Below are 22046 nucleotides of genomic sequence, written 5' to 3'. Positions count from 1 at the left end.
CCGCCTCAAACGATCAGGCATCGATCGCGGCCGGCTGTTGCCGTACCGCCCGTTGGTCATTCGCCGAAGTGGAAGATGCGGATCGCATTGTCCCGCAGGACGAGCGAGCGATCATGCTCCGTCATGCCTTCGGTCAGCTTGTCGGCGACCGCCCGCGAGTTCGGCCAGATCGTGGCCGAGTGCGGATAGTCGGTCGAGAACATCGTCATCGCCGCCAGATAGGGGTAGCGGCCGGTCTTGATCAGGTCGTAGCCGACATAGTCGTCGATCGTCGTGACGAAGCAGTTGCGGCCGAGGAAGTCGGTCGGCTTGTGCTCCAGCTTCTGCGGGAACCAGGCCTGCTGCGCCTCCCAATGCGCGTCCATCGTCTGGCCCCAGAAGGGCACCCAGCCGCAATCGACCTCGGCCGCGACGATCTTCAGATTGGGATGCCGGTCGAAGATGCCGGCGAAGATCATGTAGGTCAGCGGCCGCACCGACGAGAAATAGCGGAAGACGATGCCGCCGACGCTGACGCGCTGGTCGACCAGCTCGTCCCAGTCGGACTTGTCGGGCTTGCCGCCGAAGGTGCGGTGCAGGTTGAGCGAGATGTCCGCCGCGCTCGCCGCCGCCCAGAGCGGCTCATAATAGGGATCGTTATAGGGCCGCACCGGCATGCCGGGGATGAAGCAGGCCTTGGCGCCGTTCTTCAGCACCCGTTCGAACTCGGCGAGGGTGACGTCCATGCCGTCGTCGACCGGCAGCATCGGCAGGCCGACGATCCGCTTGGGGTCGACCGCCTGGAAGTCGAGCAGCAGCCAGTCGTTGTACGACCGCATGCAGGCGACGCCGAGCTCGCGGTCGGCGAGCGAATAGACCTGGATCGCGTTGGCGGGGTGGAGCACCGATCCGTAGATCCCGTCGATGTCCATGTCGTCGAGATGCGCGCGGCCGTCCCAGTTGCCGGGGCGCAGCTCGTCGAAGCGCATGCCGCTGAGCTTGAAGTCCTTCTTCTCGAAGCCGGCCATCGCCTCGATACCAAAGGTACGCTTGGGCGGATTGCCGTCGAAGCTCCAGCCGTCGCCGCCGTCGATCCCGCGCATCATCACGGGCTTGCGATCCTTGAACTTGGCGGGCAACCGGTCGAACACGGTGGGCGGCTCATTGATGTGGCTGTCCGCCGATATGATCATGTCCTTGACGGCGGATTCCACCTTCCGGTCTTCTACGATCGTAGCCATTGCAACCTCCTGACTGACATTCTGCTCGGTTCGTATCGCCGATCTGGACTGGCAGTCGTTCGGCCGTTTATTGCCACCGCCGGCGGCGCCCGTCCAGAAAATTCAAGCGATAGCTTGGTAAAAAATCTCGTTGCGGGGGATGCTGTCGAACAGCGCGTCTCCCTGCGGCCCTCCCCACAGATATTCGGTGTAGAGTCCGGTCGTCGCGCGGGTGTCGAGCAGCGCGTAATTGCCCATCTCGCCCCGCGTCACGAGCGCGACCGGATGGCCCGCCGCCGCCATCGCCTCCAGCCGCGCCTCGAATTCCGCCTCCCCGCCCGGCACGCCATGGCCGATATGGTGGAGCGTCACCGGCGCGTCCTCGGCCCCGCGCAGGCTGTAGATCTCGACCGCGCCCGACACCGGCCGGATCAGCTCCAGCATCGTCGACCCGCGCCAGGCGAAGGCGAGGTCGAGCACCGACCGCGCGATGGTACCGTCGATCTCCTTCTCGACCGCGACGTCGGACCAGCGCAGCCATTGCGAGACCCCGGCGCTGCGCGTGAAATGGTCGATCGCGGCGTCGATGTCGGCGGTGACGTAGCCGAGCTGGACGAAGGCGGGGTCGAAGCCGGTCATCGTCATTCTCCGTCGAAGCGGAAGCGGAAGCCGCCGCCCGGCGCGATCACCCGCGCCGCCGAGGGCGAGGCGAAATGGGCGGGCAGCAGCAGCGTGTCGGTGTCGCAGCAGCGCGTCAGCAGCTCGCGGCGCGTCCGCTCGCCCATCGCGCTGTCATATTCGCCCGCGACATGGATCGAGAGGTCCTCGGCCTGGACCGGATGGTGGAGCGCATCGCCGCAGAAGATGGCGTGGCCATGGTTATTCTGGACGTGGATCAGCGCCGATCCGGCGGTGTGCCCCGGCGCCGCCTCCAGCCAGATGCCGCCGGCCAGGTCGCGCTCGACGACGTGGTCGGTCTCGATCAGGTCGGCCTGCCCGGCCTCCATCACCGGCAGCACGCTGTCCTGGAAGGAATAATGGCTGATCGCGCCTTCCTGATCGTCTGGCGACATATGCTCGAACCGCTCATAGTCGAGCCGGGTCATCAGGTAGCGGGCATTGGGGAAGGTCGGCACCCAGCGGCCATTGTCGAGCCGGGTGTTCCAGCCGACATGGTCGATGTGCAGATGGGTGCACATGACGATGTCGATATCCTCGGGCCGCAGCCCGGCGCGCGCCAGATTGCCGAGATAGTCGGTCTGCCACATATGGCAGTAGTCGACCGGCGCGGGCCGATGCTTGTCGTTGCCATGGCAGGTGTCGATCAGGATGTTCCGTCCGCCGGCGCGGATCACATAGCTGTGGAAGCTCCACATGAGCTGGTCGGCGTCGCGCACCACGAACCGCTCGTCGAGCCATTCGCGGCTGCGCGCGATCGCCGCCGGATCGATCCCCGGGAAGATCAGGTCGGCTGGAAAGGGCACGCCGTCGAGTTCGACCACGCGGCCGATCTCGACGTCGCCGATGCGGAACGGCTTCATGCCGCCTCCGCCGCGCGCTGGCCCAGGAAACGGGCCTTATAGTCGGCGAAGCGTTCGTCGATCGCCTCGGCGGTCAGGCCATATTCCTCCAGGCCGTACTGGTGCGACGGGCGCCCGTCGCGCGGGTTGCGGCCGAACCAGGCGCGCATCGCCGCCTCGTCGGCGCCGCCCAGCTCGCGGCCCATCGCGGCGAAGACGCGGCGGGCCTGGGCGATCGGGTCCTTGACCAGTTCCTCATAGTCGATGTCGACGAAGCGATGCTCGCCGATCGACGGACGCAGCCGCATCAGCCGGCTCATCAGCGTGCTCAGCCGATCGAGCCAGTGCCGCCCGGTGCGCGCCTTGTCGGCGCGATCGGACAGCATCCGCCGCAGGGTGAAGGACATGCTGGCGAAGGACGGGATCGTCTTGATCGGGTCGCGATGCGTCATCACGATCACCGTCTCGGGAAACACGGCGGCCAGCTCCTCGGGCGCGGTCAGGTGCGCCGGAGTCTTGAGCACCCAGGCGCGGCCGGCGCGGCTCCGGTCCTGCCATTGCAGATATTGGAGCCACAGCCGCAAATCCTCATAGACCGGGCGATGGTCGGCGGTCGCGCTCCACGCCGCATAGGACGGGATGTGGAGGAAGGACTCCGGCGACAGCCCCATGAACATCTGCTCCTGGAGCGACACCTCCTCGTCGGGCTGGTCGAGCGACATCGGGTGGATCGACAGCAGCTCGGGCATCGCCGCGAGCCACTGGTCGAGCAGGGTCTGTGCCGCCGCCCGCCGCGCGCTGGGGTCGCCGCGCACCTCGCCCTCCAGCGGGGCGGGGAACTGCGTCTCCCACCAGCCCATCGCGGTGAGCGACGGCGCGCTGCCAAGCATGCGGTGCATCAGCGTGCTACCAGTCCGGTGCAGGCTGACGATCGTCGCGGCGACCGTCACCTGCTCGTCGAGGATCTCCGGATGGCGGCGGATGTCGTCGGTGCGGCGCAGCCGCGCGACGAGGCCCTTGATGATGCTTTCCGCCTGGATGAAGCGGCCGATCTCACTGAGCTCGGCCTCCTTCGCGATCGCGTCGAGATAGACGCGGAAGGGCGTGAAGATCCAGTCGGGACCGAGATCCTCCAGCCCCGACCGCTGCCGGGCGGCGGCGATCAGCGCGTCATATTCGAGCGGAACAGCCTCGGTCATCGCCTATTTCCCGGCCCGCAGGTCGGCGATCTTGGCGACGCGGCAGCGCGGCTGCGGATCGCTGTCGGCGAGGATCCAGCGCAGCAGCATCGTGCCGGTCGCATGGCCGTCGGTGGTCAGGTAATGACCGACGCCTGGATCCTCGGCCGCGACCACGATCATCACGCTGCCGTCGGGCCGGTAGCGCGCGCTGTGCTTGTTCACATGGACGGGCAGGTAGCGATATTCGAGCGATTCCATCCAGTAGTTGTTGAGCTGGAAGTTCCAGAACAGGCAGTTCGGGACCTCGCTCTCGATCACCAGCGCCTCGTCGGGCTTCAGCTCCCAATAGCCGTGATAATAGCGGATCGTCGGATCGCCGCCGCCGTTGATCGACATCGCCTGGTGGACGGGCGGCAGGTCGTTCGGGTCCTTGGCAAAGAGCTGCGCCCAGTCGGCGAAGGTCTTGGCGGTACCGTGCACCCAGCGCGCGGTCTCCTGCAGCGCCTCGTCGATCTGCTTGGCCGACAGCGGCGGCGGGCCGCCGACCCGGCCGATCCGCTCGATCTTGATCGCGCAGGGCTTCTCTGTGCTGCGGTCGAGGAAGGTCTCGCGCCCGATCACCATCGTCGAATCCGGTTCGAGCCGCAGCCAGTTGCCGGGATGCTCCTTCTGGCTGACGATGATCTCGAAATAGCCGTTCCCGTCGACCTTCAGGGTGCGCTGGTCGATCTCGCCGGTGGTCGCCATCGTTCCGTCGACCGCGTAGCGATTCGCCTTCGATCCGAAGGTCAGGATCGGCGCGGTGCCGCGATAGCCACTGATCTTATAGTCATATTCGGCCGAGATGGTGGCGTTGAAATAGGTGTTGTCGGGATTGTCGGCGCCGATCCGGATCGTGTGGTTCGACAGCTGGTAGAAACCCGGAAAGGCGGGGTCGCCATATTCGACCGCCATGTCGAGCGCGGCGCGGGTCAGCCGGGTCAGCCAGCGCCAGCCCTCGGCCCGGTCGAGCATCGTGTCGGGCGCCTCAGGGCGGAAGATCACCTGGCCGGCCGCCTTCAGCCCGTCGCAGAAATCCTCCCAGGCCCGGCCGTTATAGACCCTCTCCTCATGCGATTCGGGGGAAAGTTGCGTCGCCATCATCCGTCTCCTGGTCCTGTGCGCCGGCTCGGAGCCCGCGCTTCGTGCAGATGGAAGGCGCCGCTTTGTTGTTGCGCCTTTCCGACTTCCCCAACATCTTATCTGTGAATCGCATTGATTCGAATGAGATGTTGTCAGGACTGAATTGACCCAGATTCATTTTAGATCGCTCGATCTGAACCTGCTCCGCGTGTTCGACGCGCTGACCGAGGAGGGCAGCGTGACCGGGGCCGCCGGGCTGCTGGGCCTGACCCCATCGGCGGTCAGTCACTCGCTCAACCGGCTGCGGCACATCCTCAAGGACGACCTGTTCCTGCGCGGCGCCAAGGGCATGAACCCGACCCCCAAGGCGCTGGCGCTGGCGGTGCCGATCCGCCGCGCGCTGGTCGACATCCAGCAGGCGCTGAACGGCGACAGCTTCGTGCCGGAGAAGACCGACCGCCGCTTCTCGATCGCCTGCGGCGACTATGTGACGGCGGTGCTGATGCCCGAGGTGATCGCCCGCTTCCGCAAGGCCGCCCCGCTCGCCGAGCTCCGTATCCAGCCGGTCGGCGCGGTGATGAAGGAGCTCGACGCGGGCCGCATCGACCTGGCGATGGGCGGGTTCGAGCGGATTCCGGAGCGGCTCGCCTCCGAGCCGCTGTTCGCCGACGACATGGTCTGGGTGATGCGGGCCGACAGCCCTTTCGCGAAGCGCGAGCCGACGCTGGAGGGGCTCGCCGCGCTGCCGCACCTGGCGATCGCCAGCCCCGACAACGACCGCGCGGTCAGCGGCATCGTCTCCGACGCAGGGCTCGAACGGCGGGTGGTGCGCGACGATCCCCGCATCCTCGACCAATATTTCGAGGAGCGCGGGCTCCGCCGGACCGTGGCGATGACCGCGCCCAACCCGATCGTCGCGATGGCCATCGTCGCCGAATGCGACCTGGCGGCGATGATGCCGCGCAACTTGGCCGAGGCGTTCGCCGAACGGTACAGGCTGGCGCTGTGGAAGCCGCCCCATCCGTCGGCACTGTTCCAGATCTCGACCGTGTGGCATCGCTGGCACGGCGACCAGCCGGCGGTCGACTGGCTGCGCGCGATGATCCGTTCGGTGGCGGAGGAGCGGATGGCCGCCGCTACTACATCATGAACTGGCCGCCGTTGATGTCGAGCGAGGTGCCCGTCACCATCCGGGCATAGTCGGACAGGAAGAACAGCACCGACCGGGCGCATTCCTCGTCGGGCGGGATCACGCCGAGCGGGATGTCGCGGACGATGTCGGCGACGACCTCGTCGAGCGGAACGCCCCGCTTCTCCGCCTTGGCGGTCAGGTAGCTGCGGACCGGGTCGCCCCACAGCCAGCCCATGCGCGGCGAATTGACCCGGATGTTGTAGGGACCGAACTCCATCGCCAGCTGGCGGCTGACGCCGAGCAGCGCGGTCTTGGCGGTGACATAGGGCCCCTCGCCCGCGAGCGGCTGCATCGTCGATCGGGTGCTGATATTGACGATCGATCCCTCGCGCCGCGCCTTCATGTGCGGGACGACCGCGTCGATCATCTTGAGCGTGCCGAACAGCGCGACGTCGAGCGACGCCTGCCATTCGGGCAGCGCCTCCCGGCCGAAAGGCAGGCCGCCGACGAAGCGGAAGGCGCTGTTCACCAGCCCGTCGATCCGGCCATAGGCGTCGATCGCCACCCGCGCGACGCGGTCGCAATCCTCGATATTGGTGACGTCGCTGGGGACGGCGATCGCCTGTCCGCCCGCCGCCACGATCTCCGCCGCGACGTCGTCGATGAAGGCGGCGGACCGCGCGCTCATCACCACGCTGGCGCCTTCGGCGGCGGCGATCGTCGCCATCTTGCATCCCATCCCCGGGCCGACCCCGGTGATGATCACGACCTTGTCCTTCAGCAGCATCGCCCGCCTCCCCCGTTCAGCGCATCACCACGCCGCCGTCGACGCAGAGGATCTGTCCGTTGATCCACTCGCCGTCGGACGACATCAGCATCGCCACCGCGGCGGCGAGGTCCTCGGGCTCGCCGAGGCGCGGGCTGGGCGTGTTCGCCAGCACCTTCTCCATCTCCGGATGGTTGCGGTTCTTCTCCGACAGGACGAGGCCCGGCGAGACGATGTTGGCGCGGACCCCCTGCTTGCCCCAGGTCGTCGCGACATGGCGCATCAGGGCGGTCAGGGCATGCTTGGTGACGGTGTAGGAGATGCCCCGGTCGCGCCCCATGAAGGCGGCGCTCGACGAGGTGAAGACGATCGCCCCGCCGCCGCGCTCGACCAGCAGCGGCACGGCATGGCGCGCGCAGAGCAGGTGCCCGCGCAGGTTCACCGCCACCGCCTTGTCGAACACCTCGAGCGGGACCGAGACGGCATCGGTGTCGACCTTGTGCAGGGTCAGCTCGGCCATGTTGACGAACATGCCGTCGAGCCCGCCGAAGCGATCGGCCACCTGCCCGACCATTGCCTTGATCGACGCGTCGTCGGTAGCATCGAAGCAGACCGTCTCGGCCTGGCCGCCCTTGGCCCTGATCTGGTCGGCCACCGCACCGATCCGATCGGGGCTCCGCGCGCCCAGCATCACCCGGGCTCCCTCCTCGGCCAGCCGGATCGCCGTTGCCGCGCCGATGTTGGCCGACGCCCCGGCGATCAGGATCGCCTTGTCCCGCAGCCTGTTCATATCCTCTCCCCTGTGTTTTCGTATGTGCGCGGCCGCTAGCGGGCTGCCGCCGGCGCGGGCGGGCTCGACCGGCGCAGCAGCGACCAGAGCAGCCCCGCAAGCACCAGTGCGCCGAGCACATGGAAGGCCGCGTGGAGGCTGAGCATCTCCTTGATCGGATGGACGACCAGCGGGTTGATGAAGTCGCCCAGGAACATCGCACTGGTCATGATGCCCAGCGCCCGGCCGCGCAGATGCGGTTCGGACCGGTTCATGATCATGTGGATGAAGCCCGAATTGAGCAGCCCGCTCGCCAGCCCCTTCGATGCTGCGGCGATCGAGGCGGTGACCGCGTCATGCGCGAAGCCGAAGCCGACGATGCCGACGCCGAGCGTCAACAGCCCGAGCCGGAACGCCGCGTTCGCGCCGTAGCGGCCCTGCACCCAGCCGTAGAGCAGCGCGCCGAGGATCAGGAAGAAGCTGGCCGTGCCCAGCACACGCGCCTGGATGACCGGCCGGATGACGCCGTTCTCGGCCAGCAGGAAGGAGACCTGCGTGCTCGTCATCATCAGCACCACGTAGAGGCTGGTGATCAGCAGATAATAGGGCCAGAGCTTCGCGATCACGATGCCGGTGCTGCCCTTCTCGCCCTCGGCCGGCGCCTCGCCCCGGATCGAGATGCGCGGGATGCCGATGATCGCCGCCAGCCACAGCACCATCGGCGCGGCGATGTAGATGGCGAAGGGCGCTCGCCAGCCGGCGACCTCGGCGACCTCGCCGCTCGCCAGCATCGCGACGACGCAAAGCATGCTGCCGACCACCGTCGCGGCGGAGATCATCCGCCCGCGCGCGGCGCCGCCGTAGAAATGGGCGATCAGCGTATTCGCGGCGGTCGATATCCCCGCCGTCGCGAGGCCGAGCAGCAGGCGGGTGACGCACAGCCCGGTCAGGTCGTCGATGTAGAGTCCCGCCGACCCCAGCACCATATAGGCGATCAGCGCATAGTTGAGCAGCGCCCGCGCGCCGAGCCGGTCGATCGTCCAGCTCGCGACGAGGCCGCCCAGCACCAGGCCGATGCCCGGCATCGCCGCCATCATCTGCACCCCGAACGCCGCATCGGCGTCGCCGCCGAGATGGTCGGCGAGCTGGTGCAGGATCGGCGGCAGCACGACGAACACCAGCCCGATCGAGCAGGCGCCCGACATCATGGCGACGACCGCCGCCGGACCAGGCCGGAATTCCTCACCGGGCCGATCGGCCCTGTCCTCCACCGTCATCGCCCGCCTCTCCTGTTATCGTTGGGGTTGGGTAGTCTCAGTAGATCTCGAACAATCCCGCCGCGCCCATGCCGCCACCGATGCACATGGTGACCACCGCGCGCTTCGCGCCGCGGCGGCGCCCTTCGAGCAGGGCGTGGCCCGTCATGCGCGCGCCCGACATGCCGAAGGGGTGCCCCATGGCGATCGCGCCGCCGTCGACGTTGAGCCGCTCCTGCGGGATGCCGAGCCGGTCGCGGCAGTAGAGCACCTGGCAGGCGAAGGCCTCGTTGAGCTCCCACAGGTCGATGTCGTCGACCGTCAGCCCGTTGCGCTCGAGCAGCTTCGGCACCGCGAAGACCGGGCCGATGCCCATCTCCTCCGGCGCGCAGCCGGCGACCGCGAGCCCGCGCAGCGCGCCGAGCGGCGTCAGGCCGAGCTTCGCCGCGACGCTCGCCTCCATCAGCAGGCAGGCGGCTGCGCCGTCCGAGAGCTGGCTCGAATTGCCGGCGGTGATGTGCTTGCCCTCGGCGATCACCTCGCCGCCCGAGAAGACCGGCTTCAGCGACGCCAGCCCTTCGAGCGTGGTGTCGCCGCGCGCGCCCTCGTCGCGGTCGAGGGTGACGCGGCGGGTGCTCGTCTCGCCGGTCGCCTTGTCGGTCACCAGCATGTCAGTGGCGAGCGGCGCGATCTCCTCGGCGAAGCGGCCGGCGGCGTGCGCGGCGGCGGTGCGCTGCTGGCTCGACAGCGAATATTCGTCCTGCGCCGCGCGGCTGACGCCGTAGCGGTCGGCAACGATCTCGGCCGTCTCGATCATCGGCATGTACATGTGCGGCGACGCGGCGATCGCGGCCTGCGAGCGGGCGCGATAGGCGTTCTTGTGCTTGTTCTGGGTCAGGCTGATCGACTCGGTGCCGGCGCCGACCGCGACGTCCATGCCGTCGAACATGATCTGCCGCGCGGCGATGGCGATCGCCATCAGCCCCGACGAGCATTGCCGGTCGACCGTCATCCCCGCGACGCTGTCGGGAAGGCCCGCGACCGCCGCCGACAGCCGGCCGAGATTATAGCCCTGGGTACCCTGCTGCGCGGCGCAGCCCATGATCACGTCCTCGACCATCGCCGGGTCGATCCCGGCGCGGGCGACGACCTCGCGGACGACATGGCCGCCCAGCACCGGCGCCTCGGTGTCGTTGAAGGCGCCGCGAAAGGCCTTGCCGATCGGGGTGCGCGCGGTGGAAACGATGACGGCTTCACGCATGGGGGGTGACCTCCGGATAATAGCGGCTGATCGTGTCGATGACGCAGGCGGGCTTGGTCTCGCCCTCGATCTCGACGGTGATGCGAACGGTGCTCTGGATCGCACCCTTGATCTCCTCGACCGCGACGATCTCCCCGGTCCCGCGCACGCGGCTGCCGGTGCGGACGGGGTTGAGGAAGCGGAGCCGGTCGGCGCCGACGTTGACGCCCATCGAGAAGCCACGGACGTCGATCATCTGCGGCAGGAAATAATTGACCAGGCTCATTGTCAGATAGCCGTGCGCGATCGTCCCGCCGAACGGCCCCTCGGCCGCGCGGACCGGATCGACATGGATCCACTGATGGTCGCCGGTCGCATCGGCGAAGCGGTCGACGCGGGCCTGGTCGATGGTGAGCCAGTCGGTCGGGCCGAGCGCGGTGCCTTCGCGGCCGAGCAGGGCGCCCGGCGTCTCGATGACGAGCGCGCTCATGCCTGCTGGCTCGACACGGAGAGGACCTCGCCGGTCATGTAGGACGACAGGTCGGAGGCGAGGAACAGCATGACGTTCGCCACCTCCCAGGGCTCGGCCGCGCGTCCGAACGCCTCCTTGCCGACCAGCTCCTCGAGCAGGCCGGGCGGGGTCACCTTGCTGAGCGCGGGATGCATCGCGAAGCTCGGTGCGACCGCGTTGATGCGCACGCCATGCTCCGCCGCCTCGAGCGCCGAGCAGCGGGTGAAGGCCATCACCCCGGCCTTGGCCGCGGCATAATGCGACTGCAGCTTCTGCGCCCGCCAGCCGAGCACCGAGGCGTTGTTGACGATCGCCCCGCGCTGCTGTCCGTACATGTGCGGCAGGATCGCGCGGGTCATGCGGAAGACGCTGTTGAGCGTCACGTCGATCACCCGGAACCACTGGTCGTCGGTCATCTCGACGACCGGCGCGTTGCCGCCAAGGCCGGCATTGTTGACCAGCACGTCGACATGGCCGAGCCGGTCGATCGCGGCGGCGACGAGCGCCTGGACCTGCTCCTCCTGCGTCACGTCGCAGGCGAAGGTTTCGGGGCGCGGCAGGCCGAGCGCGGCGATGCGATCGGCGGTCTCGCCCAGCCGCCGCTCGTGCATGTCGGACAGCATCAGGGTCGCCCCCTCCTCCGCCGCGCGCTGCGCCAATGCGCCGCCGATGCCGCTGCCGGCGGCGGCGGTGATCAGCATCGTCCTGCCCGCCATCATGTTGGCCGGGCGCGGATATTCGGGTGCGGGACGCGCCAATTCTCTCTCCTATCCGATATCGCCGCGCGGCTCGCGCGGCAGGCCGAGCGCGCGCTCGGCGATGATGTTGCGCTGGATCTGGTTGGTGCCGCCGTAGATCGTGTCGGCGCGGCTGTAGAGGAACAGGGTCGACAGCTCGCCGAAGCCGTACTCGGCCCCGTCGCCGATCTCGCCGGCGATGCCGAGCACGTCGATCGCCAGCTCGCCGAGGCTGCGGCGCCAGCTCGCCCACTGGATCTTGTAGGTGAGCGCGGCGGCCCCATTGCCCTCCGCGCCGCCGGTTCCGCCGCTGAGCATGCGCAGCGCGCCGTAGCGCATCAGCCGCAGGCCGATCTCGGCCTTGGCGATGCGCTGCCGGATCAGCGGATCGCGCGCCGCGCCGTTCGCCTTCGCCGCGCGGATCACCGCGTCCAGCTCGTTGCGGAAGCCCATCTGCTGGGCGAGCGTCGACACGCCCCGCTCGAAGCCGAGCAGCGCCATCGCCACCTGCCAGCCCTGGCCGGGTTCGCCCAGGATGTTGGCGGCGGCGGTACGCGCGCCGTCGAAGAAGGTCTCGTTGAACTCGGCGTCGCCGGTGATCTGCCGGATCGGCCGCACGGTGACGCCGGGCTGGTCGATCGGCACGAGCAGGAAGCTCAGCCCCTTCGGGCCCTTCGATCCCGGCTCGGTGCGGGCGACGACGAAGATCCAGTCGGAGAACTGGGCGAGGCTGGTCCAGACCTTCTGCCCCTCGATCACCCAGTCGCCGCCGTCGCGCCAGGCGCGGGTGCGGACATTGGCCAGGTCGGAACCGGCATTGGGTTCGGAATAGCCCTGGCACCAGAGCTGCTCGCCGCGCGCGATCGGCGGCAGAAGACGGGCCTTCTGCTCGTCGCTGCCGAAGGCGAGGATGGTCGGCCCGGCAAGCTCGACGCCGATATGGTTGAGCCGCGGCGGCGCGCCCGCGCGGGCATATTCCTCGGCGAAGATCACCTGCTCGGCGAGCGTCGCGTCGCGGCCGCCATAGGCCTCGGGCCAGCCGATGCAGCCCCAGCGCGCCTCGCCCAGCCGCCGTTCCCACGCCCGGCGCCGATCGGGCGCGGCGGTGAGGCTGGTGATGCCGCGCAGGTCGGCAAACGGGCCCGACAGCTCGGCCTGCAGCCAGGCCGCCGCCTCGGCGCGAAACGCCTCCTCCTCGGGAGAGAAACCGAGTTTCATCAGGCCGCCTCATCCAGTCCGACGAGCGCGGCGATGCGCTCGCGATGCCATTCGGGCGTGCCGAGCAGGGTCGCGTCGGACTGGGCCCGCTTGAAGAACAGATGGGCGTCATGCTCCCAGGTGAAGCCGATGCCGCCGTGGAGCTGGATCATGTTGCCCGCGCAGAAGCGATAGGTGTCGGCCGCCAGCGCCTTGGCGGCATGCGCGGCGAGCAGCGCGTCGGGCGCGCCCTCGTCGGCCGCGCAGGCGGCCCAATAGACCGCCGAGCGGGTCTGCTCGATCTCGACCATCATGTCGGCAAGGCGATGCTTGATCGCCTGGAAGCTGCCGATCGCCCGGCCGAACTGGACGCGTTCCTTGGCATAGTCGACGGTGCGGTCGAGGCAGGCCTGCGCGCCGCCGAGCGCGTCGGCCGCCAGCGCGATCCAACCGACCCGCGTCGCCGCGTCGATCGCGGTCCGGCCGTCGGCGAGCAGCTCGACCGCAGCGCCGTCCGCATCGATGCGGGCATAGGGCCGGGTCTGGTCCATCGAGGTGCAGGGGGTCACGACGGCGGCATCGCGCGACAGCAGCGCGACGCCGCCCTCCGCCGCGATCACGAACAGGTCGGCGACCGCGCCGTGGGGGACATGGTCGATCCGTCCGTGAAGCCTGCCGCCGTCGATCCGACCGCCCTCGCCATAGCTGCCGATCAGTTCGCCCGAGGCGAGCTTCGGCAGCCAGCGCGCGCGCTGGTCGGCGGTCCCGCCCGCGACCAGCGCCCGGACCGCGAGGGCGGTCGAAAGCAGGGGAAGCGCCGCGACCTGATAGCCGGCCGCCTCCGCGACGATCGCGGACTCGATCTGGCCGAGCCCGCTGCCGCCATGTTCCTCCGGCAGGGCGAGGCCGACGAGGCCGAGCTCCTGCGCGGCCGAGCGCCACAGTTCGGCGTCATGGCCGTGCGCCGTCTCCATCGCCGCGCGCGTCCGCTCGCTCGTCGCCTGCTCGGCGAAGAAGGACCGGACGGTCTCGGCGATCATCGCCTGCTCGTCGGAGAAGCTGAACCGCATGGCCGATCAGCTTCCCCACACCTTGCGCGGGGCCTTGCGCTGCGCCAGCAGGCCCGCAACGACGGGGCCGAGCTCGGCCGGGTTCCAGCGCGCCTGCTGCTCGATCGTCGGGCCGAGGTCCCAGCCGTCCTCGATCGAGATGCGTCCGCCTTCCAGTTCGAAGACGCAGCCGGTGACGTCGCGCGCCTCAGCCGAACCCAGCCACACCACGGTCGGCGCGATATTGTCCGGGTCCTGCGCATCGAAGCCGCTTTCGACCTTCGCCATCTTCTCGGCGAAGGCGCCCTCGGTCATCCGGGTGCGCGCGGCGGGGGCGAGCGCGTTGGCGGTGATGCCGTAGCGGCCCAGCTCGGCCGCCTGGACCAGGGTCAGCGCGGCGATGCCGCCCTTCGCGGTCGAATAGGCCGCCTGCGCGATCGATCCCTGGAGGCCGGCGTTGCTGGTGGTATTGATGATCCGCGCGTCGACGAGGTTGCCCGCCTTCTGCTGCGCGCGCCAATAGTCCACCGCGTGGCGGCTGACGCAGAAATGGCCGCGCAGGTGGACGTGCATCGTCGCGTCCCATTCCTCCAGCGTCGCCGAGACGAACATGCGGTCGCGAACGATGCCGGCATTATTCACCACCACGTCGAGCCCGCCGAAGCTGTCGATCGCGGTGCGGACGATCCGGCCCGCCGCGTCCCAGTCGGTGATGTCGTCATAATTGGCGACCGCCTTGCCGCCGGCGGCGCGGATCTCCTCGACCACCGCGTCGGCGGCCGAGGTGTCGCGCCCCTCGCCGTGCAGGCTGGTGCCGATGTCGTTGACGACGACGTTCGCGCCCTCGCGGGCGAAGGCCAGCGCATAGGATTTGCCGAGGCCGCGCGCGGCGCCGGTGATGATGACGGTGCGGTCCTGGCAGATACCGGCCATGGTCAATGTCCTCCCTGAGAATGGCGATCGCGCAGCCGCACGGGGATCGCGCCCGGCGCCGGCCGGGCTCGGCCGGGCTCGGGGGCGTCGAGCGGCTCGCAAGATTCGAAACTGTCGAGGCAGCGCCGGGCGAGGCGCTGATATTCGCCCTGCCCGTCAGCGCGCCATCCGATCTCCCCGGCGCCCAGCGTGCGGCGGATCATGGCGGGATCGCCCGCCAGATAGCTGCGCGGCGGCGCGCGCATGTCGGACATGACGATCGCCCCGGCGCGGATCAGCGATTCGTCGCCGATCTCCGCCTCGTCGAGGACGAGCGACCGCATGCCGACCAGGACATTCTCCCCCAGCCGCGCGCCATGGACGATCGCGCCGTGGCCGACGGTCGATCCCCGGCCGACGATGCAGTCGCTGACCGACGAGGTGTGGAGGACGCAGCCTTCCTGCACGCTGCTGTCGCCTTCGACGACGACCCGCCCGAAATCGCCGCGCAGGGTGGCGTTCGCCGCGACATAGCAGCCGGGGCCGATGATCACGTCGCCGATCAACTGCGCCGCTGGGTGAACGAAGCTCGCCGGGTCGACGACGGGCCGGAGCCCTTCGAAGGCGTAGCAGGTCATGTCAGAGCCGTTCGAGGATGGTGACGTTCGCCTGGCCGCCGCCCTCGCACATCGTCTGGAGCGCATAGCGCCCGCCGCGCCGTTCGAGCTCGGCCAGCATCGTCGTCATGATCCGGGCGCCGGTCGCACCGAGCGGATGGCCGAGCGCGATCGCGCCGCCGTTGACGTTGACCCGGTCGTGCGGGATGCCCAGCTCCTTCATCCAGGCGAGCACGACGCTGGCGAACGCCTCGTTGCATTCGAACAGGTCGATATCCTCGATCCGCATCCCCGCCTTCGCCAGCGCATGGCGGGTGGCGGGGATCGGCGCGGTCAGCATCCACACCGGATCGTCGGCGCGCACCGACAGATGATGGATGCGCGCGCGCGGCTTCAGCCCATGGTCCCTGACCGCGCGTTCCGACGCCACGAGCAGCGCCGCCGCCCCGTCCGCCGTCTGGCTCGACACCGCGGCGGTCAGCCGCCCGCCCTCGATCAGCGGGGCGAGCGCCGCCATCTTCTCCAGCGATGTCTCGCGCGGGGTCTCGTCATGGACGACGTCGCCCACCGCCACGATCTCGCGGTCGAACCGGCCCTGCGCCCGCGCGTCGATCGCGCGCTGGTGGCTGGCGAGCGCGAAGCCCTCCATGTCCTCGCGGCTGATCGACCATTTCTCGGCGATCATCTCGGCCGAGCGGAACTGGCTGACCTCCTGGTCGCCATAGCGCGCCTTCCAGCCGGGCGAGGTCGAGAAGGGATCGGGGAAGCCGTAGCTCTGCCCCGCCCACATCGCCGCCGAGATCGGGATGGCGTTCATGTTCTGGACGCCGCCCGCGACGACGAGGTCCTGGGTGCCGCTCATCACCCCCTGCGCGGCGAAATGGACCGCCTGCTGCGCCGATCCGCACTGCCGGTCGATCGTCACGCCGGGGACATGCTCGGGCAGGCCCGCGACCACCCAGCAGCTCCGCGCGATGTCGCCCGCCTGGCTGCCGATCGTGTCGCAGCAGCCGAACACGACGTCGTCGACCGCGCCCGGATCGATGCCGGTGCGGCGCATCAGCTCGGCCATGACATGGCCGCCGAGATCGGCGGAGTGGACGCCCGCGAGGCCGCCCTTCTTGCGTCCCACCGGGGTGCGGACGGCGTCGATGATATAGGCTTCGGCCATGGTGGTTTCCTCAAGCAAAGCTGTGCGCGGGACCGATCGGCAGCGATCCGCCGATCACGGCCGCGTCGATGCGGGCAAGGTGGAAGGCGCGATCGCCCCAGGCGCCGGCGAGCGCCCAGGCGCGCTTCATCCAGAAGTGGAGATCGACCTCATAGGTGTAGCCCATCGCGCCATGGACCTGGATCGCGGCCTCGCCGACCGACCAGGCGAGGTCGGCGGCGGCGAGCTTGGCATGGCTGACATGGACCGGCGCGCTCGCCAGCCCCTGTTCAAGCGCGAGCGCGGCGCGCAGCAGCAGCGGCCGCGCGAACTCGATCGCCACCGCCGCGCTGGCGAGGTGGTGCTTGACCGCCTGGAAGGACCCGATCGGCTGGCCGAACTGGGTCCGCACCTTGGCATAGTCGGTCGCCTGGGCGAGCATCGCCTCGGCGAGGCCGACGCCCTGCGCGGCGGCGAACAGCGCGGCATGGTCGAGCAGCGCGTCGGACGCGCCGATGTCGTCACCCTTCGCCGCGACCGGCGCGTTGAGGCGGCGCAGCGGGTCAACGCTGTCGAGGGCCACGCCCCGTGCCGAGGCGGCATCGAGCAGCAGGCGCCCGTCGCGGTCGGCGATCAGATGCGTCGCGCCGTCGAAGTCGGCGACCCAGCCGTTGACCGGATGCTGGAGCGCAACCTGCGCGTCGCCGGTGGCGATCGCGCCGAGCAGCGCCTCCTGCCCGCCCGCCGCGATCAGCAGCGGGACCGCGACGAAGGCGCCGTCGACCAGCGGCTCGGCCACCGCCGCCCGGCCCAGCTCGACCGCGATCAGCGCCGCGTCGACCAGCGACAGGCCGAGCCCGCCCTGCGCCTCCGGCACCAGCAGGCCGCGCAGGCCCATCTCGGTCAGGCCCTGGCGCAGCTCGTCGGAGCGCGCCGAGCCGTCAGCGTCCAGCGCGCGCAGCCGTTCGACGCCGTGCACGCCGGCCAGATAGTCGCGAACGCTGTCGACCAGCGCGGCGCGGTCCTCGGTTATGCGGAAATCCATGCGATTATCTCGGCAGGCCGAGCAGCCGCTCGGCGATGATGTTGCGCTGGATCTCGTTCGACCCGGCATAGATCGGCCCGGCGAGCGAGAAGATATAGCCTTCGAGCCAGTCGTTGGCGCGGTCGCCCGCGAGCTGGCGAAGCTCGGCGGTGGCGCCGAGCAGTTGCATCGCGGTGCGGTGCATCGCCCGGTCGAGTTCGGACCAGAAGATCTTGTTGAGGCTCGCTTCGGCACCGATATGGCCGCCCGCCATGATCTTGGAGGCGACGGCATAGGTGTTGTAGGCATAGGCCTGCGCGCCCATCCAGGCGGCGAGCACCTGCTCGCGCGCGGCAGGCGAGGCACGGTCCTGATGCTCGCGGAACAGCGCGACCAGCCGCGCCGCCGCCGCCTGGAAACGCGCCGGGCTGCGCAGCATCAGTCCGCGCTCGAAGCCCGCAGTCGCCATAGCCACGTTCCAACCCTCGCCCTCGGCCGCGATGCGGTTCTCGACCGGCACGCGCACCTCGTCGAAGAACAGCTCGGCGAAGCCGGGATCGCCGTGGAACTGGCGGATCGGTCGGCGGGTGATACCGGGCGTGTTCAGGTCGAACAGGATAAAGCTCAGCCCCTTGTGGCGCTTCGATTCCGGGTCGGTGCGGAACAGGCCGAAGCCCCAGTCGGCGAAGCTGGCGCGCGAGGACCAGGTCTTCTGCCCGCTGATCACATAATGGTCGCCGTCGCGGACCGCCCTGGTCTTGATCGCGGCCATGTCCGACCCGGCATTGGGCTCCGACCAGGCCTGCGCCCAGATCACCTCGCCCTTCGCCATCGGCGTCAGGAAGCGGGCCTTCTGCTCGTCGGTGCCATATTCCATGATCGTCGGACCGAGCAGGAAGATGCCGTTCTGGTTGACCCGGAGCGGCGCCTGCGCGCGATAATATTCCTCTTCGAAGATCAGCCACTGGATCAGGTCGAGCCCGCGCCCGCCATAGGCTTCGGGCCAGGTGACCATGCCCCAATTGCCCTCGGCGAGCCGGCGCTCCCAGGCGACGTGCTGGTGATAGCCCTCCTCGCGTTCGAGGGTGACGAGCGGGCGGGCGGGGACGTTCGCCGCCATCCAGGCACGCACCTCGGCGCGGAAGGCCTGCTGTTCGGGGGTGTAGGCGAGCTCCATCAGAATTTCGCCGCCTCGCCGGTCTGGACGAAGGCGTCGCGCGACGTCTGGCTGTCCTCGTGCATGTACATCTCGAAGGTGAAGCCCTGTTCGAAGCGATAGTCGCGGTCGACGTCGCGCGGCTCGATGCCGTTCAGCGCCTGCTTGGCGATGGTCAGCGCCTTGCGGCTCTTGGCGGCGATCACGGCGCAGAAGGCGCGCGCCTCCTCGACCAGCCGGTCGGCGGGCACCACCGCCTCCACCCCGCCCAGCCGGTGCGCCTCGGCCGCCGGGATGCGGCCGCCGGTGAAGAAGGCCGCGCGCACCTTGTGGAGCGGCAGCATGCGCGACAGGTGGCTGGCACCGCCCATCGCGCCGCGATCGATCTCGGGCAGCGAGAAATAGGCATTGTCGGCGGCGAAGATCGTGTCGGACGCGCCGCACACGCCGATGCCGCCGCCGATCACGAAATTGTGGACCGCGGTGACGACCGGCACCTCGCAGTCGCGGATCGCCTTGAAGGTCAAGTAGTTGCCACGGTTGAGCAGCGCGATCCGCTCGGGATGCGCCTGCATCTCCTTGATGTCGACGCCGCCGCAGAAGCCGCGCCCCTCGGCGCGGATCAGCACGACATGGACCGACGGATCGCTGCCGACATTCTGGACGATCCCCGGAATCTCGTTCCAGGTCGCGCTGTCGAAGGCATTGACCGGCGGGTGATCGAAGATGATCTCCCCGATGCGGTCGCGGATTTCTGTACGGATCGGCATCCTCTTCTCCTCAGCCGCCGGCGAGCGCCGCAAGGCGCGCGCGCGCCTCGGCCTCGATCCGGTCGAGCAATTCGGCGCAGCTCGGCAGCGCGTCGATGCGGCCGGCGACGAGGCCGGTCGCGAGCAGCCCATGGTCGACGTCGCCGTCGACCACCGCCTTCTGGATCAGCGTCGGCGCGGTCGCGGCCATCATCGCCCCGACCAGCCCGCCGTCGCCGTGCGACGCCATGCCGCGCGCGGCGGACAGCAGCTCGCCGATCGAGGCGCCGGTGCGGCGCTTCATCGCCAGCCCGCCCTCGATCGCGCGCATCCACAGGCCGATCCGTCCCGAGCGCTCGATTCGGTCGAGCAGCGGGGTACGCACCATCCGCTGCGGCATGCCGTCGACCTTGCGGCTGACGACGATGTCGTCGGTGCCGGCCTTCAGGTAGATCGCCTTGGCGGCGTCGGGCACCGGGCTCTCGCGGGTCAGCAGGAAGCGGGTGCCCATCGCGATCCCGGCCGCGCCATAGGCGAGCGCCGCCGCCAGGCCGCGCCCGTCGCCGAAGCCGCCCGCCGCGACCACCGGCACCTGCACGGCGTCGAGCACCTGCGGCAGCAGCACCGTCGTTGCGACCGATCCGGTATGGCCGCCGCCCTCGCCGCCCTGCACCGTGATCATGTCGCAGCCGAGCTGGACCATCTTCTGGGCATGCTTCACCGCGCCGACGGTCGGCATGCAGACGATACCGGCGTCGCGGAAACGGGCGATCATCTTCGCGTCGGGCCCGCGCCCGAAGCTGACCGCGCGAACCTGGTCGGCATGGGCGATGATCGTCTCGACGATCGCCGCCGCGCCCGGCTGGAACATGTGGAAGTTGACGCCGAACGGCCGTGTCGTGCGCCGCCGCACCTCGGCGATCTTCGCCGCAGCCTCGTCAGGGGTCATCACCGCCGCGCCGAGGAAGCCGAACGCCCCCGCCTCGCACGAGGCCGCGACCAGCGGCGGCTCGGCCACCCAGCCCATCGCCGTCTGGACGACGGGCAGGCGGCAGCCGAGCTTCCCGGTCAGCGCGGTCTGGAGGGGATCGCCCATCTCAGCGCTTCACGATCACCGAGGAGCCGTGGCCGAACAGGCCCTGGTTGGCGGTGATGCCCACCTTCGCGCCCTCGACCTGCCGGTCGCCGCTCTGGCCGCGGAGCTGCCAGGCAAGCTCGCAGACCTGCGCCAGCGCCTGGGCGGGGACCGCCTCGCCGAAGCAGGCGAGGCCGCCCGACGGATTGACCGGGATGCGCCCGCCGATCCGCGTCGCGCCGTCGCGCAGCAGCCCGGCCGCCTCGCCGCGGCCGCACAGCCGCAGGTCCTCGATCCAGTCGAGCTCGAGCGCGGTCGACAGGTCGTAGACCTCGGCCACGTCGATGTCCTCGGGACCGATTCCGGCCTCCTCATAGGCCTTGGCCGGCAGCGCGGCGCGGAAGCTCTTCGCCGGCACCGCGACCGCGCTGTCGGTGGCGAGGTCGGGCATCTCGATGATCGCCGAGGCGAAGGTCGGCGTGACCGTCGAGATCGCGGCGATGCGCGGCGCGTCGCCCTTGCCGATCCGCTTCGCATAGTCGAGGCTGGAGACGATCAGCGCCGCGCCGCCGTCCGACGTCGCGCAGACGTCCATCAGGCGCAGCGGATCGGCGACCATCGCCGAGGCGGCGACGTCCTCCATCGTGAACTTCTTGCGATAGCGGGCGCGCGGATTGGTGAAGCCATGCTCGGCATTCTTCACCTTCACCCGGGCGAAATCCTCGGGCGTGTCGCCATAGGCTTCCATCCGGCGCCGCGCGTAGAGCGCGAAATAGGTCGGGTTGGTGATGCCGATGCGGAAGCGCAGCCAGTCGGGATCGTCGGGCCGCTCGCCCTTGGCCGGGGCGAGGAACCCCTTGGGCGTGGTGTCGGCGCCGACGACCAGCGCGACGTCGGCCTGGCCCGACAGGATCTTGGCGCGCGCGGCGGCCAGCGCCTGCGAGCCCGATGCGCAGGCGGCGTAGCTGGTGTTCACCTCCGCCCCCTGCCAGCCGAGTGCCTGGGCGAAGGTCGCGCCCGCGACATAGCCCGGATAGCCGCAGCGCATCGTCGCGCCGCCCGACACGAAACCGACATCGCGCCACGGCACGCCTGCATCGGCCAGCGCCTCGCGCGCGGCGGCGACGCCATATTCGACGAAGTTGCGGCCCCATTTGCCCCAGGGGTGCATGCCGACGCCGAGGATCGCGATTTCACCGCTCATCGGGCGCCTCCCGCCACCGGACGCCATTTCCAGGTCGCTTTCTCCCCCGCCTCGCCGCTGTCGAGCAGGGTGCCGGGCACCAGTTCCATCTCCATGCCGGCGCGCAGGTCCTTGACGCCGACGCCGTCGACGACCTGGCCGAGCACGATCATCTGCTCGCGCTCCAACTCGACCGCCGCGATCGCATAGGGGACGAAGGGGTCCGCCGCGACATAGGGCGCGGGCGGCGTGTAGCAGGCATCCGTGAAGGACCAGAGCTTGCCGGTGCGCGACAGGCGGACCGATTCGAAGCCTTCGCTCGCGCAATCGGGGTTCCGACAGAAGGTCTCCAGCTTCGGGAAATAATAGGTGCCGCACGCCGTGCAGCGCGAGCCGAGCAGCGCCAGCCCGTCATCCCCCATCGCGAACAGGCCGTCCACGACGGGAGCCATGCCCTGCTTGTCCAAAACGCCTTCTCCCAGCATCCTCGATGGGACAAAG

23 protein-coding genes are annotated in these 22046 nt (G+C 69.5%); 1 reads left to right on the top strand and 22 read right to left on the bottom strand.

Annotated features, from left to right (window positions below; all coding sequences use genetic code 11):
- Positions 1-56 precede the first annotated feature (56 nt).
- From B5X82_RS04650 to B5X82_RS04630, 5 genes are all read right to left on the bottom strand, one after another.
- The gene (locus B5X82_RS04650; RefSeq protein WP_079646950.1) at positions 57-1220 is read right to left on the bottom strand and encodes an amidohydrolase family protein; all 1164 of its coding nucleotides are present in this window, start codon (positions 1218-1220) and stop codon (positions 57-59) included.
- Positions 1221-1322: 102 nt separating this feature from the next.
- A complete protein-coding gene (locus B5X82_RS04645; protein ID WP_235862596.1) occupies positions 1323-1838 on the bottom strand; it encodes a VOC family protein in 516 nt (171 codons plus the stop codon).
- A gap of 2 nt (positions 1839-1840) precedes the next feature.
- The gene (locus B5X82_RS04640; protein WP_079646948.1) at positions 1841-2740 is read right to left on the bottom strand and encodes an MBL fold metallo-hydrolase; all 900 of its coding nucleotides are present in this window, start codon (positions 2738-2740) and stop codon (positions 1841-1843) included.
- Positions 2737-3918 (bottom strand): sulfotransferase family protein, encoded by a 1182-nt coding sequence (locus B5X82_RS04635; RefSeq protein WP_079646947.1) that lies wholly within the window; start codon positions 3916-3918, stop codon positions 2737-2739. Before B5X82_RS04635 ends, B5X82_RS04640 begins: the two co-directional genes overlap by 4 nt.
- 3 nt (positions 3919-3921) lie before the next feature.
- Positions 3922-5040: a hypothetical protein gene (locus B5X82_RS04630; RefSeq protein WP_079647326.1), complete on the bottom strand. Its 1119-nt coding sequence runs from the start codon at positions 5038-5040 to the stop codon at positions 3922-3924.
- A 145-nt stretch (positions 5041-5185) separates the two neighbouring features.
- Between B5X82_RS04630 and B5X82_RS04625 the strand changes: the two genes are divergently transcribed.
- Positions 5186-6172, top strand: coding sequence for a LysR substrate-binding domain-containing protein (locus tag B5X82_RS04625; protein ID WP_079646946.1), 987 nt, complete (start codon positions 5186-5188; stop codon positions 6170-6172).
- Here the strand turns inward: B5X82_RS04625 and B5X82_RS04620 are convergent.
- From B5X82_RS04620 to B5X82_RS04540, 17 genes are read right to left on the bottom strand one after another with little or no spacing between them, the layout of a single operon-like run.
- Positions 6162-6941 carry an SDR family oxidoreductase gene (locus tag B5X82_RS04620; RefSeq protein WP_079646945.1) on the bottom strand — a complete coding sequence of 260 codons (780 nt, stop codon included), beginning with the start codon at positions 6939-6941 and terminating at the stop codon, positions 6162-6164. The genes B5X82_RS04625 and B5X82_RS04620 overlap by 11 nt on opposite strands.
- Positions 6942-6957: 16 nt before the next feature.
- Positions 6958-7710, bottom strand: a complete 753-nt coding sequence (locus B5X82_RS04615) for an SDR family NAD(P)-dependent oxidoreductase (RefSeq protein ID WP_079646944.1) — start codon at positions 7708-7710, stop codon at positions 6958-6960.
- A gap of 35 nt (positions 7711-7745) precedes the next feature.
- On the bottom strand, positions 7746-8966 hold the full coding sequence (locus B5X82_RS04610; RefSeq protein ID WP_079646943.1) for an MFS transporter: 1221 nt from the start codon (positions 8964-8966) through the stop codon (positions 7746-7748).
- 37 nt (positions 8967-9003) lie between these two features.
- Positions 9004-10206, bottom strand: a complete 1203-nt coding sequence (locus B5X82_RS04605) for an acetyl-CoA C-acyltransferase (RefSeq protein ID WP_079646942.1) — start codon at positions 10204-10206, stop codon at positions 9004-9006.
- Complete coding sequence (locus B5X82_RS04600; protein WP_079646941.1) at positions 10199-10675, bottom strand: MaoC family dehydratase; 477 nt, start codon at positions 10673-10675, stop codon at positions 10199-10201. Before B5X82_RS04600 ends, B5X82_RS04605 begins: the two co-directional genes overlap by 8 nt.
- Positions 10672-11454 carry an SDR family oxidoreductase gene (locus tag B5X82_RS04595; protein ID WP_079646940.1) on the bottom strand — a complete coding sequence of 261 codons (783 nt, stop codon included), beginning with the start codon at positions 11452-11454 and terminating at the stop codon, positions 10672-10674. Before B5X82_RS04595 ends, B5X82_RS04600 begins: the two co-directional genes overlap by 4 nt.
- A gap of 9 nt (positions 11455-11463) precedes the next feature.
- Positions 11464-12651: an acyl-CoA dehydrogenase family protein gene (locus B5X82_RS04590; RefSeq protein WP_079646939.1), complete on the bottom strand. Its 1188-nt coding sequence runs from the start codon at positions 12649-12651 to the stop codon at positions 11464-11466.
- Positions 12651-13700, bottom strand: coding sequence for an acyl-CoA dehydrogenase family protein (locus B5X82_RS04585; RefSeq protein WP_079646938.1), 1050 nt, complete (start codon positions 13698-13700; stop codon positions 12651-12653). Before B5X82_RS04585 ends, B5X82_RS04590 begins: the two co-directional genes overlap by 1 nt.
- Before the next feature lie 6 nt (positions 13701-13706).
- Positions 13707-14612, bottom strand: coding sequence for an SDR family oxidoreductase (locus B5X82_RS04580; protein WP_079646937.1), 906 nt, complete (start codon positions 14610-14612; stop codon positions 13707-13709).
- A 2-nt stretch (positions 14613-14614) separates the two neighbouring features.
- Positions 14615-15229: a gamma carbonic anhydrase family protein gene (locus B5X82_RS04575; RefSeq protein ID WP_079646936.1), complete on the bottom strand. Its 615-nt coding sequence runs from the start codon at positions 15227-15229 to the stop codon at positions 14615-14617.
- Between the two features lies 1 nt (position 15230).
- Positions 15231-16379, bottom strand: coding sequence for an acetyl-CoA C-acetyltransferase (locus B5X82_RS04570; protein ID WP_079646934.1), 1149 nt, complete (start codon positions 16377-16379; stop codon positions 15231-15233).
- 10 nt (positions 16380-16389) lie between these two features.
- On the bottom strand, positions 16390-17403 hold the full coding sequence (locus B5X82_RS04565) for an acyl-CoA dehydrogenase family protein (protein WP_079646932.1): 1014 nt from the start codon (positions 17401-17403) through the stop codon (positions 16390-16392).
- Between the two features lie 4 nt (positions 17404-17407).
- Complete coding sequence (locus tag B5X82_RS04560; protein ID WP_079646931.1) at positions 17408-18559, bottom strand: acyl-CoA dehydrogenase family protein; 1152 nt, start codon at positions 18557-18559, stop codon at positions 17408-17410.
- The gene (locus tag B5X82_RS04555) at positions 18559-19308 is read right to left on the bottom strand and encodes an enoyl-CoA hydratase family protein (RefSeq protein ID WP_079646930.1); all 750 of its coding nucleotides are present in this window, start codon (positions 19306-19308) and stop codon (positions 18559-18561) included. Before B5X82_RS04555 ends, B5X82_RS04560 begins: the two co-directional genes overlap by 1 nt.
- Before the next feature lie 10 nt (positions 19309-19318).
- Positions 19319-20383 carry an NAD(P)H-dependent flavin oxidoreductase gene (locus B5X82_RS04550; protein WP_079646929.1) on the bottom strand — a complete coding sequence of 355 codons (1065 nt, stop codon included), beginning with the start codon at positions 20381-20383 and terminating at the stop codon, positions 19319-19321.
- A gap of 1 nt (position 20384) precedes the next feature.
- A complete protein-coding gene (locus B5X82_RS04545) occupies positions 20385-21566 on the bottom strand; it encodes a lipid-transfer protein (protein WP_079646928.1) in 1182 nt (393 codons plus the stop codon).
- Entirely contained in the window at positions 21563-21997 is a 435-nt protein-coding gene (locus B5X82_RS04540) for a Zn-ribbon domain-containing OB-fold protein (RefSeq protein ID WP_223811033.1), read from the bottom strand. Before B5X82_RS04540 ends, B5X82_RS04545 begins: the two co-directional genes overlap by 4 nt.
- Between the last annotated feature and the right edge of the window lie 49 nt (positions 21998-22046).

Origin of the sequence: Rhizorhabdus histidinilytica (assembly GCF_900167915.1) — a bacterium.
In the GTDB taxonomy this organism is placed as follows: Bacteria; Pseudomonadota; Alphaproteobacteria; order Sphingomonadales; family Sphingomonadaceae; genus Rhizorhabdus; species Rhizorhabdus histidinilytica.
Note: the sequence above shows the minus strand (reverse complement) of the source record. Positions and strands in the feature narration are given on the sequence as shown.

Excerpts from the sequence above, each read along its gene's own strand:
- B5X82_RS04645 (WP_235862596.1), bottom strand. The coding sequence starts at position 1,838 with ATGACCGGCTTCGACCCCGCCTTCGTCCAGCTCGGCTACGTCACCGCC.
- B5X82_RS04555 (WP_079646930.1), bottom strand. The coding sequence starts at position 19,308 with ATGCCGATCCGTACAGAAATCCGCGACCGCATCGGGGAGATCATCTTC.
- B5X82_RS04640 (WP_079646948.1), bottom strand. The coding sequence starts at position 2,740 with ATGAAGCCGTTCCGCATCGGCGACGTCGAGATCGGCCGCGTGGTCGAA.
- B5X82_RS04590 (WP_079646939.1), bottom strand. The coding sequence starts at position 12,651 with ATGAAACTCGGTTTCTCTCCCGAGGAGGAGGCGTTTCGCGCCGAGGCG.
- B5X82_RS04610 (WP_079646943.1), bottom strand. The coding sequence starts at position 8,966 with ATGACGGTGGAGGACAGGGCCGATCGGCCCGGTGAGGAATTCCGGCCT.
- B5X82_RS04600 (WP_079646941.1), bottom strand. The coding sequence starts at position 10,675 with ATGAGCGCGCTCGTCATCGAGACGCCGGGCGCCCTGCTCGGCCGCGAA.
- B5X82_RS04565 (WP_079646932.1), bottom strand. The coding sequence starts at position 17,403 with ATGGATTTCCGCATAACCGAGGACCGCGCCGCGCTGGTCGACAGCGTT.
- B5X82_RS04570 (WP_079646934.1), bottom strand. The coding sequence starts at position 16,379 with ATGGCCGAAGCCTATATCATCGACGCCGTCCGCACCCCGGTGGGACGC.
- B5X82_RS04575 (WP_079646936.1), bottom strand. The coding sequence starts at position 15,229 with ATGACCTGCTACGCCTTCGAAGGGCTCCGGCCCGTCGTCGACCCGGCG.
- B5X82_RS04580 (WP_079646937.1), bottom strand. The coding sequence starts at position 14,612 with ATGGCCGGTATCTGCCAGGACCGCACCGTCATCATCACCGGCGCCGCG.
- B5X82_RS04605 (WP_079646942.1), bottom strand. The coding sequence starts at position 10,206 with ATGCGTGAAGCCGTCATCGTTTCCACCGCGCGCACCCCGATCGGCAAG.
- B5X82_RS04620 (WP_079646945.1), bottom strand. The coding sequence starts at position 6,941 with ATGCTGCTGAAGGACAAGGTCGTGATCATCACCGGGGTCGGCCCGGGG.
- B5X82_RS04545 (WP_079646928.1), bottom strand. The coding sequence starts at position 21,566 with ATGAGCGGTGAAATCGCGATCCTCGGCGTCGGCATGCACCCCTGGGGC.
- B5X82_RS04585 (WP_079646938.1), bottom strand. The coding sequence starts at position 13,700 with ATGCGGTTCAGCTTCTCCGACGAGCAGGCGATGATCGCCGAGACCGTC.
- B5X82_RS04650 (WP_079646950.1), bottom strand. The coding sequence starts at position 1,220 with ATGGCTACGATCGTAGAAGACCGGAAGGTGGAATCCGCCGTCAAGGAC.
- B5X82_RS04540 (WP_223811033.1), bottom strand. The coding sequence starts at position 21,997 with ATGGCTCCCGTCGTGGACGGCCTGTTCGCGATGGGGGATGACGGGCTG.
- B5X82_RS04630 (WP_079647326.1), bottom strand. The coding sequence starts at position 5,040 with ATGGCGACGCAACTTTCCCCCGAATCGCATGAGGAGAGGGTCTATAAC.
- B5X82_RS04635 (WP_079646947.1), bottom strand. The coding sequence starts at position 3,918 with ATGACCGAGGCTGTTCCGCTCGAATATGACGCGCTGATCGCCGCCGCC.
- B5X82_RS04560 (WP_079646931.1), bottom strand. The coding sequence starts at position 18,559 with ATGGAGCTCGCCTACACCCCCGAACAGCAGGCCTTCCGCGCCGAGGTG.
- B5X82_RS04550 (WP_079646929.1), bottom strand. The coding sequence starts at position 20,383 with ATGGGCGATCCCCTCCAGACCGCGCTGACCGGGAAGCTCGGCTGCCGC.
- B5X82_RS04615 (WP_079646944.1), bottom strand. The coding sequence starts at position 7,710 with ATGAACAGGCTGCGGGACAAGGCGATCCTGATCGCCGGGGCGTCGGCC.